Below are 12,959 nucleotides of genomic sequence, written 5' to 3' on the forward strand. Positions count from 1 at the left end.
TTAGGCCCTGGCTACAGCGCCCTCCTAAAGGACGCAGATGGGAAGCCCTCGGGGGCGTACGTGTCCACTTGGACCCAGGACGGCGCCAAGATGCTCTCCATCAGGCTCTACCAGGGTGCGCCGGGCCGGGATCACCAGGCGGACGTCATAGAGTTCGCTCGACAGCTCCGCCCTCTTCTCTTGACTGCCAAGCCATGACCTTCCCAACGACGCCGCCTGTGGAGACGGGGCCAAGGGTGGCGTAACGCGACGCCGACCGATGGAACGGTTCGGCATGGCGAGGAGCGTGGAACGAAACGACCCCGGTCTGGCCGGGGTCGAAGGTGGATTGAACGTGGCTATGTGTCCAAAGCGTCGTTGATCTTGCCGTTGATCTGCTCTTGCTGACCGTCCATACACTTCGCGTAGACCCGCAGCAGGACGTCAACACTGTGACCGGCCCGTTTGGCGACCTCTGGGGCCGGGACGCCCGCGTTGAGCCAGAGCGAGACGGCGGCGTGGCGGAGGTCGTACGGGCGAGCAGCCAACGACGAGGCGACCTGTGCCGGCGAGAGGGCGAGCTTGCGAGCTTCCTGCCAGACGTAGGAGTGCGCCGAGCTGGAGTAGGTCCCGCCAGTGCCCGTGCGGAAGATCCGGCCGTCCTTGGCCGTGCCGTACTCGGCGACGTGCTCGCGGAGCATCACGACGAGGACGGGCGGGATCGGGATCTCTCGCGTCTCCTTGTCCGCGCGGTGCTTCAAGCTGCGGGACTCGTGGGTCTCACCGGAGTTGGTCCAGCGCTTCGTTCCTTGAGGCCGGGCTCGCTCCAGGACGATCAGGCCCCAGCCCGACTCAGGCAGAGTGCAGTTCTTCAGCCGCAGGTCGGCCGCCTCCTCTGGCCGGAGCGCCGCATAGTAGATGCAGCCGAACAGCGCCCTCAGCCGCGGACCGCGCTTACGGCCCACCTTGGGTACGGCATCGAGAAGTTGGCGAGCCTGGGCCGGGTTGACCACGGTTCGAGGGTCGACGGCCGTCACGGCCTTGGGCGCCGTCCACTTGATCCCGTCCAGCGGGTTGCTGCTGAACACCTTCTGCTCAACCGCGTGCTCCAGGAGGTGATGGAGGATGGCACGCTTGCGCCGCACCGTGTTCGCCCCCGCCGGAGCACCGGCGAAGGTAACCGAGATCGCGTCGAGGGCCGTACGAAGAACGTGCGCTTCTCCCAGGGCCGACAGCGGGAGGGATGCTCTCTCCAGCCAGCCCAAAGCCGCGGCTTGTGCTGTGGTCAGGTCGGCCCGCCGCTTCTCCGGAAGCAGCGCGTGAATCCGGAGAACCTCCCGCAGATCCTCGGCGGAGGGCCGACGTGGCGCGTCGGCCACCAGGACGGGGATCAGGGTCAGGAGCGCGTACGCGTCCGTCTCCCGGGTGCGGGCCGCTGAGGTGTTCCAGCGGCGAAGGACGTACGCCTGCGCGAACTCCAGGAACGACGGGCCGGAAGACCGCTGCGCGAGCATCGACACTGGCAGGCCGGAGCTGATGTCGAACTCCTCCCCCGCCTTGGTCGCCTGTCGCAGGTCGGACATGAACGCGTTGGCCAGGCCCTTGGTGCGGAAGCTCTTGGACCTCTCCTTGCCGGCCACTCTCCAGCGAGCGATGTAGGTGACCGTGCCGCCGTTCGAGCGCTGCTGAATCTGGGCCAGCTTCACGTCATAGGTGGTGTTCACGCCGCCTCCCGTCGCGAGTCCAGCCAGGCCATGAGGTCGCTCCGCCAGACGCGGAGTTCGAGGTTGGGCAGTTGGATGCAGACCGGCGCACGGCCGAGCTCGCGCCAGCGGTAGAAGGTGCGTCGAGAGACTCCGCCGAGTTCGGCGAGGACCTCAGGGACGGTCAGCAGTTCGTCACGCCTGCTCATCGAGCACCACCCCCAGCGGCGGCAAGGGGCGTTCCGGTGATGGCTGCAGCGAGTAGTTGGTCTCCGAGCGAGAGGCCCTGTCCGGCGTATTGCCAGTGGGCGGTGATCAGGACGGTGTCTTCGTCGAAGAGTGGGAGGCGGCCGGTGGTGATCTGTTCGGTGCGTTGGTGTTCTTGGCGTGCGGCGCGTAGGGCGCCGAGGGTGGTGGAGTAGCGGCGGCTCTTGGTGGAGAAGTGGCCGCGGAAGCCGAGCATGTGGGCCCATTGGATGAGCCGGAGGTCGGCCAGGTCGTCGAGGGCGCCCAGGCGCATGCACTCGGCGATCAGCCGCCGGGCGTGTGGCCGGATCGGGAGTGCGTCAAGGTTGTCGAGGGGTTGAATGCGCCGATCCAGGGTGCCGACGCATTCGGCGGCTTTGGTGGCGTACTTGGCGATGTACGCCGCCACCGCCTGCTCGGTCAGCTCACCGTCCATGGTGATGCGGCGGACGTCGAGCTGAGTGCCCCACCGGAAGGTACGGCCCAGCGGCTTGATCTCGGCCGACACCGCGCCCGCAGCATGCTGGACGGCGTCAGCGAGGGCGTCGGCCGTGGCCCAGGCCGGAGGCGGTGAGGCAGGGCCGTCGGGTCCGTCGAGGCGGATCACGGCGTGGAAGTGGACGACCCCGCGTCGCTGATATTCGGCGACCTTGGCGAAGGAGATGACGGCCTGCTCACGCAGCGCCTTCAACGTGAGGCCGGAGAGTTTGGCGAAGCGCCGGCGGAGGGCTTCGGTGAAGCGCCGCCACAGTTCCGGGCTGATCGCGTTGAACAGCACCGAACCCTCGTAGTCGTAGCAGTCGGCGCACAGCGGCTCCCCCAGCCGCGGATCGTCGGCGGTGTGCCGGTCGGTGCAGGACATGACCTGTCCGTGCGGGCAGGTGGTGGCGTCGCGGCGGGCATGGCAGGGCAGGACCTTGCCGTTCTTCTCCCGCCGGACGTGCACGGTCCCGAAGGAGGGTGCGGTGAGGGTGACGAACAGGCACGGGTGCGCGCTGACCGTCTCCGGGACGCCTTTGCCGCCGACCAGGCCCGCGCGGACGAGTTGGTAGGTGTCGGCCCGGTAGGTCTCGGCACAGGCCGGGCAGCGGGAGGCACGGCGGGTCTTGCAGGGGCACGCGCAGGATGCCGTCAGGCTCTCGGGTGGTGCTGTAGCGGTGCAGGAGCTGGCCGGTGGCCTGGTCATAGTGCTCGACTCGGCCGCGCAGGTGGATGGGCTGTCGACAGCCGCCGGAGCGCTTGATCTGCGCGGCCCAGCGGTCATAGTTCGGATCGTTGAGCCGGGTGATGAGTCCGGCGAGGGCGTGTGGGTGGGCAAGGCAGGGCAAGATGGGACCGTCCTATCCAGTCATCTGGTGTGGGATGGCCCCCGGCCTGGCGGACGTCTTGGCGGATGTGTGGCCAGGCGGGGGGCGCTACAGCGGTTCAGGCGCCGTGGTTGTCGATGCCGCTGCCGTGGCAGTCGGCGCAGGTCTGGTCGTCGGACAGGCCGGTGCCGTTGCACGTGCAGCAGCGGTAGTGCACGGTCGGGGCGTCCATGGGTTAGGTGTCCTTGCGCGGGATGATGCGGACGTAGACGCGGTAGGTGTGCGGGCGGGAGCGGTCGGGGTAGGCGCGTGACATCGCGGTGACGGTGAACACTTCGCGCAGGTGGATCATGCCGAGGGTGATCTCGGCGCGGTTTCCTTCGAGGCGGATGCGCATGGTCGGTCTCCTCAGCTCAGTTCAGTGGGTGTCGGGTGTGACGCAGCCGCGGTAGCTGTCGTGGGCTGCGTAGCTGGCGCGGGCGGCGGACAGGATGGCGACGGCGCGGTATTCGACGGGGCCGAAGGTCAGCGAGGTGGTCAGGTGGCCGCCGTCGCTGTCGACCGGCGTGCCAAGCAGGGCCGCGAGGCGTTCGAGCTCGGCGCGCATGTCGGTGTCGTCGGCTCGCGGGATGAAGTGGTGGACGATGACCCGGTCGGGGGTGGGGATGTCGGGGCGTGCCTCCAGGAATCCGGCCAGGGCGTGCAGGCCGACGATGAGGTGAAGGCGCGGGTGGGCGACGGGCATGGTGTTCCTCTTTCAGTGGCTGGGTGTGGTTGTCAGGGTGCGGAGCAGGTCTGCGGCGAGTTGGGTGGAGACGCCCAGGCGGGTGCGGAGTTGGTCGGGGGTGATGGTCTTGCCGTGGGCGGTGTGGTGTTCGTCGGCGACGCGGCGGGCGTAGTCGACGAGCGCCGGGTCAGGCGTCGGACCGTCGCCGGGGTGACCGTCCTGGTCGTCCTCGTGGGCGGGGACGAGCGCGGGACGGTCCGTCGGCGGGACGGCTTGGGGACGCCCCGGGACGGACGGGGACGCCGCCGTCCAGGACGGGGACGTCTGCGAGACGTCCGAGGCCGATTCGGGACGGGTCTTGCTAGCGCTGGCGCGGCGCTCCAGCATCGAGACCGCGAGGAGGAAGGCAGCGGCCGGAGTCGCGGCAGTGATCCGGCCCCACACGGTCGGGTCAGCCTGTTGCAGATTGGCGGCCAGAGATAGGACGATGCCGCCGGTCAGGACGAGAACGGGCCAGGAGATCGGGCCGCGCCGTACGCGGCTGGTCTTCTTGTCGCGTTGGTGTTCGCGGGCGGCCATGACGCAGGTCAGGTCGATACACACCGCGATGGCCCAGGCCATCCAGCCGGTCTGGCCGTGCTCGGTGGCGGTGTCGCGGATGTGAGTGAACGAGCCCGCTCCGGCAATCAAGGCCAGGACCAGGACGGGGCCGGTGTCCAGCAGCCAGGCGGCGAAGTGGCGCATCAGGAATCTCCTCCTCTCTCTGTTCCGGTCAGGCGTTCTGTGAGTCGGGTGCCTCGTATGGCTGGGCGGCCATCACGTCGGCCCAGGCCGGGGCAAGGTCGGCGGAGGTGTGGGCGGCGTGTTCGGCCGCTTGCTCGCTGACGTAGAAGGACCGGGCCCGGTACCACTGGCCGTCCTGGGAGGCGACGATCGCGACGCCGGGTGTCTCGGCGGCGATGGCCCGGGCGGAATCCAGCGCGGCCGGGTCGAGGTCACCGAGCGTCATGGTCGCGGTCTCCGGATCGTTGACCCGGTGACAGATCCGCCCCGAGCACTGCGCCCGCAGGGCGGTCACACCGGGGCCGAGGTCGGAACCGATCCGCTGGCCGCAGCAGAACAGGTAGATGCCGAACGCCCGCCCAAGCTGCGCCACCCGCAGCAGCGCGGTCGAGGTTTTGGCGATCTCGTCCTTCTCGGACTTGTCGGCCATCAGGTAGAGCTCGGCCAGCTCGTCGACCAGGACCACTACGGGCACGGGTCGCAGGGTGGGCGGGAGTTGCCAGATGTTGCGGGCGCCGGTCATCCGGCACACGCCCATCCGGTCGGTCATCAGCGTCACCAGGTCATCCAGCAGCCCGCCGCACTCGGCCCGGGTGGTGGCCAGAGCCGACAGCCGCGGCGCGTACGGGGTGAACTCGACCCCGCCTTTGAGGTCGAACCCGACCAGCGCCACCGGTTGCGGGGCCAGGCCGACGATGAGGGCGTTGGCCAGGTTGGACTTGCCCGACTGCGTGGCTCCGGCATTCAGCCAGTGCGGCACCGTGCGGAAGTCGACGACCCACGGGCGGCCGGTCTCGAGCCGTCCCACGGTGACCTTGAGCAGCTCGGTCGAGGGCGGGAGCTGGTCGACCTTGACGAGTGGGTCGCGGATGGTGGCGGCCAGGCGTACCCGGCCGGGTTTGTCGGAGGTGACGCGGACGGCGTGCACGCCCCAGGAGTGCGCCAGCCGTTCGGCCACGTCGGCGTAGTCGGCCGGGATCTGGCCTTCCAGGGTGTGCAGGGTGACGCGCCAGCCGTGCCGGGTGGGCATGGGCAGCCACATGAACGGCTTGGTATCCACGGCGATGCGCTGCCACTTGCGGCGCACCCGCACGACGCCGGTCGAGGCGACCAGGCCGGGCACGGTGGTGAACCAGAAGCGCTGCCGCTTCTTCGTGAGCCCGCAGCCGAGGGCGACCTTGCGCCAGGACGCCCGCACGCTGATCGCCGTGATGGGGAAGCCGATCACGAGCCAGAACGACGGGTGGTGCCAGCGGTGCCAGGCCCAGAGCCCGGCCGCGACAGCGGCCAGGACTCCGAGCACCCAGGTGGGCAGGTCAGACATCGGCGGCCTCCCGCAGCGGGAGCAGCGCGGTGGCGCGGTAGGAGATGCCCCAGCGGCCGGCCATCTCCCAGACGTAGCCGAGCATGCCGACCGCGTTGACCGGGTCTCCGGCGGTGATGGGCGGCTCGCCGGTGATGCCGATCTTGACGAGTTCGATCCGGCCGAACTCGTCCTCGACCGAGACGGTCACCTCGTAGACGGTGTTGCCGTTCTTGTCGGTCTTGATCTCACCGGTGTCGCGGTTGAGCACGCGCGGGCGCGGGGCCTTGACGCAGGTGATGGTGAGCTTGTTGGTGTCCACAGGGATGGGGACGGTACGCATGGTTGGTTCCTTTGAGTAGTTGAGTCGTAACTCTATGAATACATAGAACGCTTAGGATTCTAAGTTGTCAAGGGCTTCCACGCAGACTTGGTTGGCATGTCAGGTGGGCTGTGCTGAACTGAAGGGGCAGACACCCTCGCGGAAGGCTTCGCATGGTCGAGAAGACCGGTCGGCCCGGCTATCTCCAGATAGCCGACGACCTGCGCACGCAGATCAGGACGGGCTCACTCGCGCCCGGCGCTGCATTGCCCTCCACCGCCCAGCTCTGCCAGCGCTACGACGTGTCCGCCAGCGTGGTCAAAGCCGCCATCAGCGTGCTGCGTACCGAGAACCTGATCGTGGGCCAGCAGGGCAAGGGCGTGTTCGTCCGCGAGGACGCCGCCACGGTCGCGGCCGCCGCCGAGGCGAGAGCCGGCGATGAGGGAGCCGGCTCTTCGGCGGTCATGGAGCAGCTCGCTCAGATGCGGCACACGATGGCGGTTCTCGGCGACCGGATCGCCGATCTGGAGAAGGCCGTGTTCCCAGGGCCGAAGCGATCTCGCTGACCCGGAAGGCCAACTCCTCCATTTCAGACCGGATGGCCTGAAGCTCGTCCAAAATCCGCTCGTTTGTGGTCACTCCCGGCACCCCTTTTCTGGTCGGTCGTTATCCCGGCGGGGATGCCGTAAGTTCATCGCGCATTCGCGCCGTTGAGTATCACAGAGCGTTAGCTAAGCTTCTGCATTGCTGCCTGCACGGCGGTTACACATGCACTTACACGCGCCCGCCCCCTCAAAGCGCACAAAAGGATGCGATGAAGACAATTCACCGCCCCGGATGGCAACCCATGATCCTGCGCCAGCACCGCGAAGCGCACGGCCTCACCCTCGAAGCCGCAGGTGACCAGCTCCGCCAGGTCGCCCACCGACACGGCCTGACCGCGCCGGCCGCCAACTTCCAGACACTCTGGGCACACGAACAGGGATCGGTATATCCAGGACCTCACTACCGGCGCGCCTATTGCCTCCTATACCAGGCAACCGAGCCGGCGCTTGGTTTCCGCCTGCCGCTTCCCGGCGAAATACCCGAAGTGGAAAATTCCATCTCGGATTTGCCTCAGCCATCTGACCCTGCCGCCGACAACGCTGCTGCCCAGGTCATCGAACAGACCCTCGTGAAAGTCTCCGGCACCCCATCCAACGGCGAGCAGAACGCCCTACTCAATCGCGTCGTGGACGCGTGGCGACGCCGACACGGCCAGGGCAGCCCCAAACCGATCCTGGCGCTCGTGGGCGGCTATGCCGGATCGGGCAAGACGGAGTTCTCCCGCTTCCTGTCCGACATCACGGGGTGGGCGTTCCTGGACAAGGACTCGCTGACCCGCGCCATGGTCGAACGGCTGCTCGTCTCCCTCGGCGGCGATCCGCATGACCGGCACACGGAGTTGTACCTACGCGAGGTCCGGCCCCTGGAGTACCGGTGCCTGATGGAGACCGCGTTCGACAACCTGAAGGTGGGGACATCAGCCATCCTGTCCGCGCCGTTCATCGCCGAACTGGCCGATCCCGACTGGGTGTCGCGGCTGACGAATCGGTGCGCGGCCAAGGGCATCGATGTGGCGGTGGTGTGGGTGCGCTGCGATGTCGCGTCCATGCGCGAGTACATCGAGTTCCGCGGAGCCCCTCGTGACGCGTGGAAGCTCAAGAACTGGGAGACGTACGTCAGCGGCATCAACACAGACACCAGCCCGGTGACCGCGCACATCACCGTAGACAACCGTCTGGGGGCCGCGATCAGCCTCGCCGACCAGACCCGCGAGACGCTGAAACGGATCTTGGCGTGAAGGGCATCGTGCTGTACGGCCCGCCCGCCAGCGGCAAGAGCACCGTTACTGCCGCCCTGAACGCACTCGATCCACGCTTCGCCCTACTGCGCAAGCTCAAGGCCGGCAACCGGCGCGGCAGCGAGTACGACTTCGTCACCATCGAGCAGTTGGGAGAGCTGCGGGCCGCCGGACGGCTGCTGGTCGAGACCTACCGCTACGGCAACACCTATGCCGTCGACCGCCACAGGGTCGAGGAACTGAGCCAGGCCGGACAGGTGCCCATCGTCCACATGGGCAACGTCCCCGACATCCGGTGCCTCATGGAATCCCACCCATGGTGGGTCACCCTGCTGTGGATGCCTCGCGATATCTGCGAACAGCGGTCCCGCCAACGAGGCGACCACAACACGGGCGAACGCCTGCGAGCCTGGGATGAAACGCTGTCCGACCTCCAGGCCCACGACGGTGACATCTTCCCGCTGCGCATCCGCACCGACCAGACGACACCCCACGAGGCGGCACGGCGCATCGCCAGCGGCTTCTTCACCTGGCAAGCGCTGGCGCCGAGTCATCGCGCCTGACCAGCCAAGATCTGCGACCACAGGTCTTGGACGGCCTTGGCGGACATCCAGGTGCTTTCGACGACCTCTGAGGGACGTCCGCCTGAAATCCGCCGGACGAACCACAACCCGCCCGCCGTACACAGCTCGAAGAGAGGACGCCGACAGATACAGGTGTGCTCCCGGATCCGCACTCGCCCGGCACGTGGCAGGCTCCGCTCCCACTCGACCGGCTTAGCCTCCGCTTGCGGAGCAGCCGCGTGCAGACCGTGATAGTCCGTCACGAATTTCGGCGCGGGCACAACATCACCCCCGGGCCCGCTGCTCTTGCAGCAGCGCGACGAACGTGGCCACGTCATCGGCGCTCACCGTCTGCTGGAGGCCCGCGTCAATCTCCGCGTTGCGCAGCCGTACCCCGCGCCTGGTCGCGTAGAACACGCCCGCGTCGCTGCGGAAGAACGACCAGTCAGGGAACGTGACGCGTAGCGCGTCGAGGTCATAGATGGGCGTCGACATGACATCAGGCTAGAAGCGAAGAGAGAAGCCTGTCTACCCCTAGGGATCCCATTAGATCAGAGGAGATAACGAGGGATTCCGATAGATACCAGGAGGCGAGTGAAGGCCCGTGGTGCCCCCTTTCTACCCTTAGACACGTGATGGACTTCGAGCCAGACCGGCCCCGCTGGCAGCAGATCGCCGACGTGCTCCGCACGCGCATCACCAGTGGTGAGTATCAGCCCAAGTACCTCGTGTCCGAGGTCCGGCTCGTCCAGGAGTTCGGCGTAGCCCGCGACACCATCCGCAAGGCCATCCGCCAGCTCCGAGACGAAGGCCTGCTCTACACCGTGCCCAACCTCGGTAGCTTCGTCAGCCCAGCCGACCCCACGGACTCCTGAGGCCCTACCGGGGTAAGCTCGCGCTCATGGCCGGCAGGATCGACTTCTACGACGACCCCCATGCACCAGCCGCGAACAGCCTCGTGCCCTCCGTCAACGTCATGGTCACCAATACCTCCGGTGACGTCCTATTGATTCGCCGCTCGGACAACGGCAACTGGGCTCTGCCCGGCGGAGCCATCGACCTCGGCGAGTCGATCCCAGCCGCGGCCATCAGGGAAACCCTCGAAGAGACCGGCGTCAGCTGCGAGATCACCGGATTCGTTGGCACATACAGCGACCCCAAGCACGTCATCCTCTACACCAGCAACGGCGAGGTCCGGCAAGAGTTCTCCATCGTCCTCACAGCCCGAGTCGTCAGCGGCGAACCGACACCTAGCCAGGAGTCCCGCGAGGTCCGATGGGTGCCAAGAGGTGAAGTAACGCAGTACCGGATGGACCGGTCAATGCGCCTACGGATCGCCCACTACCTCGACGGGCACGGGCCACACATCGGCTGAAGCGCAAGACCAGCACGCCGACTCCGAGCGCCAACGCCAACGCCAACGCCAACGCCAACGCCAAGCATCACCCGATACTGACTCCGGAGAGCATCGCCACAAAAATCCAGGTCAGAGGCTATGTAGTTCGAGTGGATGAGGACTTTCTCTACGTCTTCAAGGGCGTGCCACCTGCGGCGGCCCGCCGCGCGTGGGCGGTCGCCAGCCGCGCTGCGGCTCTTCGGCCGGTCGCGGCCGCGCCGCCCATGCGCCGACGTCCACTGAGCAGACACCTAGAACTGGGAGCGAGTCCTCGATCTGGGATCTCCGTCAAAGCGAGTCAACCGCATAGGGCTGTTACGGGCAGGCCAGAAGTCAACCCGATTCCGGCCAGTGTACGGGTCCCGATCTCTCACCCCATGGCTGCTCCAGCCCAAAGCCGCTCCACTCGATCCGACGCCAGGCAGTCGACTGCGGACCGGATGCTCCTACCTTCGTTGTCAGTCCGACGTCCTCCGTTGTCAGTCCGACGTGCGATGATTCTCGCCATGCCTGGAAACGCCGCTACTCCTCATGCTCTCTCCGTTGCTGGCCTCTTCGCAGGCATCGGTGGAGTCGAACGCGGCCTTCAGGCGGCTGGCATGCACACTCAACTGCTGTGTGAGTGGTGGGAGCCAGCGAAGGCGGTGCTGCAGCATCACTTCCCAGACGTCGAACTGCACGATGACATCCAGACACTCGAAGCGCTACCCGCAGTGGACATCGTGACAGCGGGCTTTCCATGCACAGATCTGTCCCAGGCTGGCCGCACAGCTGGTATCCACGGCGCAGCATCAGGCATGATCAAGCATCTCTTCAAGCTCCTCGAGGAAGCCTCACCTCGCTGGGTGGTCATAGAGAATGTCCGTAACATGCTGGTTCTCGACCGCGGAACAGCAATGGAGTACCTCGTCTCCCAGTTTGAGCGTTTGGGGTACACCTGGGCCTATCGCTTGGTGGACTCAAGGTTTACAGGCGTCCCGCAGCGGCGCCAGAGAGTGATCCTCGTGGCCTCACGAAGAGATGATCCGCGCAGCGTCCTACTGGCAGATGACGCTGGGGATCTCCCAGAAGATCACTATCGAGAAGACGCGCATGGCTTCTATTGGACTGAGGGCAACACAGGCCTGGGCTGGGCTCAAGATGCAGTTCCGACGCTGAAGGGTGGATCCGGGCTTGGCATCCCGTCGTCACCGGCCATATGGATCCGTGATGCCGCCCCTGGCCGGGCCATCGTGACACCCACGATTGAGGACGCGGAGGCTCTGCAGGGGTTCCCCCGCGGGTGGACCGAACCGGCACAGCGACAAGCGCGGGGGAGTCTCCGCTGGAAGCTCGTCGGCAATGCTGTAACCGTAGGGGTTGCAGAGTGGCTTGGGCGCCGCCTCTCTCAACCGGGTATTCCGCTCGCAGCGCAGTCATCCCCTTTGCCTCAAGGAACACGCTGGCCAAACGCAGCATGGGGCAAGACTGGCGAACGTTGGACCGTTGACCTCAGCCTCTGGCCAGAGAAGAACACCTATCAGCACCTACTCGACCTCGTGAACGCTGACGCTGCGGTACCGCTCAGCCTCAGAGCGACAACGGGCTTTTACAATCGCCTCATGAAGAGCCGGCTTCGCCACCCGGAACCGTTTGCGCTGGCGCTCAAGTCGCATATCGAACACATGGCGGATTCAGTGTCCTCTTCGACACCTACAGCCGCGACCGCCAGGTAGCATTAGCCATCCTCGGGACTGTCGGCAGCTGATCACGACCGCTAGTCTGACGCCTGTGACTGTCGAGGAACGCCTGCAGCAACTCAGCCACATCCTTGAGCCAGTGAGGCATTCTACTCCCAGCGTTAGCAAATACCGCGAGCTGGAGCAGCTCCTCGCAGAACTCACCGAGCTTGACGCTGAGCACGTCTACCCCACTTACGCTAGCAAGGCTGGCAACATCAGCGTCCGGAGCGGTCAGTCCGAACGCGCGATGAACGCTGCCCTCATGGTCTTTGTCGTAAAGCGCACCGACCAGCGTGAGGCCATGCAGAGAGCTGCGGGTGAGTTCGCGTCGAAGCAACGGAAGCCCGTTCTTCTTGTCCAGCGTGCTGCCAGCGTTCCCTCATGGGCTCCTAGCTACGGGCTGGTCCCAGCAGGCGATCGAGCCGCGCTGATCCTGGTTAACCGTCTTCGCGAAGCGTTCGGCCCTTTCGAAGTGGTTCGGCTTGCTCGGTCCAATGTTGGCTCGACAGCCCGCCAAGTCCGCGTCCCGTTCGTTGCGCTGCCCAGCCGCCAGCGACCTTCACAACGCGGCGATGAAGAGCTCATCCTCGTACCGGATTCTTGGGACGACTATGGGTTCAAGACACTCTTCGACCTATATTACCGAGATAGGGCACAAAACCTGCATGAGGTCGGACAAGTAAAAATTGGCACCGAGAGCTTAGCCAGCGCACGCCCACCAGTTCCAACTGGCTTTGTTCAGTTGGGTGACGAATTCTTCTCTTTAGGACAGGATGACACCTACTATGAAAAGCTCGCGAAGCTCGAAATTCGAGAGTATGTACTAACTGCACTCAGAGATATAGCGCTTGATGAACAGATTTTCGCTAGCGCAATCAGCCACGAAGTCACAACCGTGTCACTGTTTCGCAGCGTCCCTCAGTGAACGTTTTCCAACCTCCTGGACGCGTGCCCTGATCACAGCATGATCGCGATGCTGATGTTCGGCAGGTGGCGCAAAGAAGCTCCTGGTAGACGGGTTGATCACCACAACCATCACCGTCGCAACCAGGAGCTTCAGGTGCTG

At 65.9% G+C, this 12,959-nt stretch carries 16 protein-coding genes and 1 pseudogene; 7 read left to right on the plus strand and 10 right to left on the minus strand.

From position 1 onward, the window contains the following. Window positions 1–338: 338 nt before the first annotated feature. The 9 genes and pseudogenes from AB0C16_RS36530 to AB0C16_RS36570 form a co-directional block, all read right to left on the minus strand. Window positions 339–1,703: a tyrosine-type recombinase/integrase gene (locus AB0C16_RS36530; protein ID WP_357690087.1), complete on the minus strand. Its 1,365-nt coding sequence runs from the start codon at window positions 1,701–1,703 to the stop codon at window positions 339–341. Beyond that, window positions 1,700–1,891 (minus strand): helix-turn-helix domain-containing protein, encoded by a 192-nt coding sequence (locus AB0C16_RS36535; RefSeq protein WP_357690089.1) that lies wholly within the window; start codon window positions 1,889–1,891, stop codon window positions 1,700–1,702. Before AB0C16_RS36535 ends, AB0C16_RS36530 begins: the two co-directional genes overlap by 4 nt. Continuing rightward, window positions 1,888–3,114: a replication initiator gene (locus AB0C16_RS36540; RefSeq protein WP_357690091.1), complete on the minus strand. Its 1,227-nt coding sequence runs from the start codon at window positions 3,112–3,114 to the stop codon at window positions 1,888–1,890. The genes AB0C16_RS36535 and AB0C16_RS36540 overlap by 4 nt, the downstream gene beginning before the upstream one ends. Continuing rightward, window positions 3,101–3,256, minus strand: a pseudogene (locus tag AB0C16_RS36545) (replication initiation protein); the annotation flags it as partial. The pseudogene AB0C16_RS36545 and the gene AB0C16_RS36540, both read right to left, overlap by 14 nt. A gap of 214 nt (window positions 3,257–3,470) precedes the next feature. Further along, the gene (locus tag AB0C16_RS36550; RefSeq protein ID WP_357690093.1) at window positions 3,471–3,632 is read right to left on the minus strand and encodes a hypothetical protein; all 162 of its coding nucleotides are present in this window, start codon (window positions 3,630–3,632) and stop codon (window positions 3,471–3,473) included. 21 nt (window positions 3,633–3,653) lie between these two features. After that, on the minus strand, window positions 3,654–3,980 hold the full coding sequence (locus AB0C16_RS36555) for a hypothetical protein (RefSeq protein WP_357690095.1): 327 nt from the start codon (window positions 3,978–3,980) through the stop codon (window positions 3,654–3,656). 12 nt (window positions 3,981–3,992) lie between these two features. Then, entirely contained in the window at window positions 3,993–4,706 is a 714-nt protein-coding gene (locus AB0C16_RS36560) for a DUF2637 domain-containing protein (protein ID WP_357690097.1), read from the minus strand. A gap of 28 nt (window positions 4,707–4,734) precedes the next feature. After that, complete coding sequence (locus tag AB0C16_RS36565; RefSeq protein WP_357690099.1) at window positions 4,735–6,069, minus strand: FtsK/SpoIIIE domain-containing protein; 1,335 nt, start codon at window positions 6,067–6,069, stop codon at window positions 4,735–4,737. Further along, entirely contained in the window at window positions 6,062–6,391 is a 330-nt protein-coding gene (locus AB0C16_RS36570) for a hypothetical protein (RefSeq protein ID WP_357690101.1), read from the minus strand. Before AB0C16_RS36570 ends, AB0C16_RS36565 begins: the two co-directional genes overlap by 8 nt. Before the next feature lie 152 nt (window positions 6,392–6,543). Here AB0C16_RS36570 and AB0C16_RS36575 point away from each other — a divergent pair, with 152 nt between their 5' ends. From AB0C16_RS36575 to AB0C16_RS36585, 3 genes are all read left to right on the plus strand, one after another. After that, the gene (locus tag AB0C16_RS36575) at window positions 6,544–6,936 is read left to right on the plus strand and encodes a winged helix-turn-helix domain-containing protein (protein WP_357690103.1); all 393 of its coding nucleotides are present in this window, start codon (window positions 6,544–6,546) and stop codon (window positions 6,934–6,936) included. Between the two features lie 281 nt (window positions 6,937–7,217). After that, window positions 7,218–8,213: an AAA family ATPase gene (locus AB0C16_RS36580; RefSeq protein WP_357690105.1), complete on the plus strand. Its 996-nt coding sequence runs from the start codon at window positions 7,218–7,220 to the stop codon at window positions 8,211–8,213. Continuing rightward, window positions 8,210–8,776 carry a guanylate kinase gene (locus AB0C16_RS36585; protein ID WP_357690107.1) on the plus strand — a complete coding sequence of 189 codons (567 nt, stop codon included), beginning with the start codon at window positions 8,210–8,212 and terminating at the stop codon, window positions 8,774–8,776. The genes AB0C16_RS36580 and AB0C16_RS36585 overlap by 4 nt, the downstream gene beginning before the upstream one ends. A 285-nt stretch (window positions 8,777–9,061) precedes the next feature. Here AB0C16_RS36585 and AB0C16_RS36590 read toward each other — a convergent pair whose 3' ends face one another. Beyond that, entirely contained in the window at window positions 9,062–9,271 is a 210-nt protein-coding gene (locus AB0C16_RS36590; RefSeq protein WP_357690109.1) for a hypothetical protein, read from the minus strand. Window positions 9,272–9,411: 140 nt separating this feature from the next. On the opposite strand from AB0C16_RS36590, the gene AB0C16_RS36595 reads away from it, so the two are divergent. The 4 genes from AB0C16_RS36595 to AB0C16_RS36610 all read left to right on the plus strand — a co-directional run bounded on the left by AB0C16_RS36595 (window position 9,412) and on the right by AB0C16_RS36610 (window position 12,818). After that, window positions 9,412–9,651: a winged helix-turn-helix domain-containing protein gene (locus AB0C16_RS36595; RefSeq protein ID WP_357690111.1), complete on the plus strand. Its 240-nt coding sequence runs from the start codon at window positions 9,412–9,414 to the stop codon at window positions 9,649–9,651. 26 nt (window positions 9,652–9,677) lie between these two features. Next, window positions 9,678–10,151 carry an NUDIX domain-containing protein gene (locus AB0C16_RS36600; protein WP_357690113.1) on the plus strand — a complete coding sequence of 158 codons (474 nt, stop codon included), beginning with the start codon at window positions 9,678–9,680 and terminating at the stop codon, window positions 10,149–10,151. A 527-nt stretch (window positions 10,152–10,678) separates the two neighbouring features. After that, the gene (gene dcm / locus AB0C16_RS36605; protein ID WP_357690115.1) at window positions 10,679–11,887 is read left to right on the plus strand and encodes a DNA (cytosine-5-)-methyltransferase; all 1,209 of its coding nucleotides are present in this window, start codon (window positions 10,679–10,681) and stop codon (window positions 11,885–11,887) included. Window positions 11,888–11,942: 55 nt separating this feature from the next. Next, window positions 11,943–12,818 carry a hypothetical protein gene (locus AB0C16_RS36610; RefSeq protein WP_357690117.1) on the plus strand — a complete coding sequence of 292 codons (876 nt, stop codon included), beginning with the start codon at window positions 11,943–11,945 and terminating at the stop codon, window positions 12,816–12,818. Window positions 12,819–12,959: the final 141 nt, after the last annotated feature.

This window comes from Nonomuraea sp. NPDC048916 (assembly GCF_040649575.1).
Lineage (GTDB): Bacteria > Actinomycetota > Actinomycetes > Streptosporangiales > Streptosporangiaceae > Nonomuraea.

What these genes read in the sequence shown, in the direction of transcription:
- AB0C16_RS36535 (WP_357690089.1), bottom strand. Translation starts at nt 1,891, where the DNA reads ATGAGCAGGCGTGACGAACTGCTGACCGTCCCTGAGGTCCTCGCCGAA.
- AB0C16_RS36540 (WP_357690091.1), bottom strand. Translation starts at nt 3,114, where the DNA reads ATGACCAGGCCACCGGCCAGCTCCTGCACCGCTACAGCACCACCCGAG.
- AB0C16_RS36550 (WP_357690093.1), bottom strand. Translation starts at nt 3,632, where the DNA reads ATGCGCATCCGCCTCGAAGGAAACCGCGCCGAGATCACCCTCGGCATG.
- AB0C16_RS36555 (WP_357690095.1), bottom strand. Translation starts at nt 3,980, where the DNA reads ATGCCCGTCGCCCACCCGCGCCTTCACCTCATCGTCGGCCTGCACGCC.
- AB0C16_RS36560 (WP_357690097.1), bottom strand. Translation starts at nt 4,706, where the DNA reads ATGCGCCACTTCGCCGCCTGGCTGCTGGACACCGGCCCCGTCCTGGTC.
- AB0C16_RS36565 (WP_357690099.1), bottom strand. Translation starts at nt 6,069, where the DNA reads ATGTCTGACCTGCCCACCTGGGTGCTCGGAGTCCTGGCCGCTGTCGCG.
- AB0C16_RS36570 (WP_357690101.1), bottom strand. Translation starts at nt 6,391, where the DNA reads ATGCGTACCGTCCCCATCCCTGTGGACACCAACAAGCTCACCATCACC.
- AB0C16_RS36575 (WP_357690103.1), top strand. Translation starts at nt 6,544, where the DNA reads ATGGTCGAGAAGACCGGTCGGCCCGGCTATCTCCAGATAGCCGACGAC.
- AB0C16_RS36580 (WP_357690105.1), top strand. Translation starts at nt 7,218, where the DNA reads ATGATCCTGCGCCAGCACCGCGAAGCGCACGGCCTCACCCTCGAAGCC.
- AB0C16_RS36590 (WP_357690109.1), bottom strand. Translation starts at nt 9,271, where the DNA reads ATGTCGACGCCCATCTATGACCTCGACGCGCTACGCGTCACGTTCCCT.
- AB0C16_RS36595 (WP_357690111.1), top strand. Translation starts at nt 9,412, where the DNA reads ATGGACTTCGAGCCAGACCGGCCCCGCTGGCAGCAGATCGCCGACGTG.
- AB0C16_RS36600 (WP_357690113.1), top strand. Translation starts at nt 9,678, where the DNA reads ATGGCCGGCAGGATCGACTTCTACGACGACCCCCATGCACCAGCCGCG.
- dcm (WP_357690115.1), top strand. Translation starts at nt 10,679, where the DNA reads ATGCCTGGAAACGCCGCTACTCCTCATGCTCTCTCCGTTGCTGGCCTC.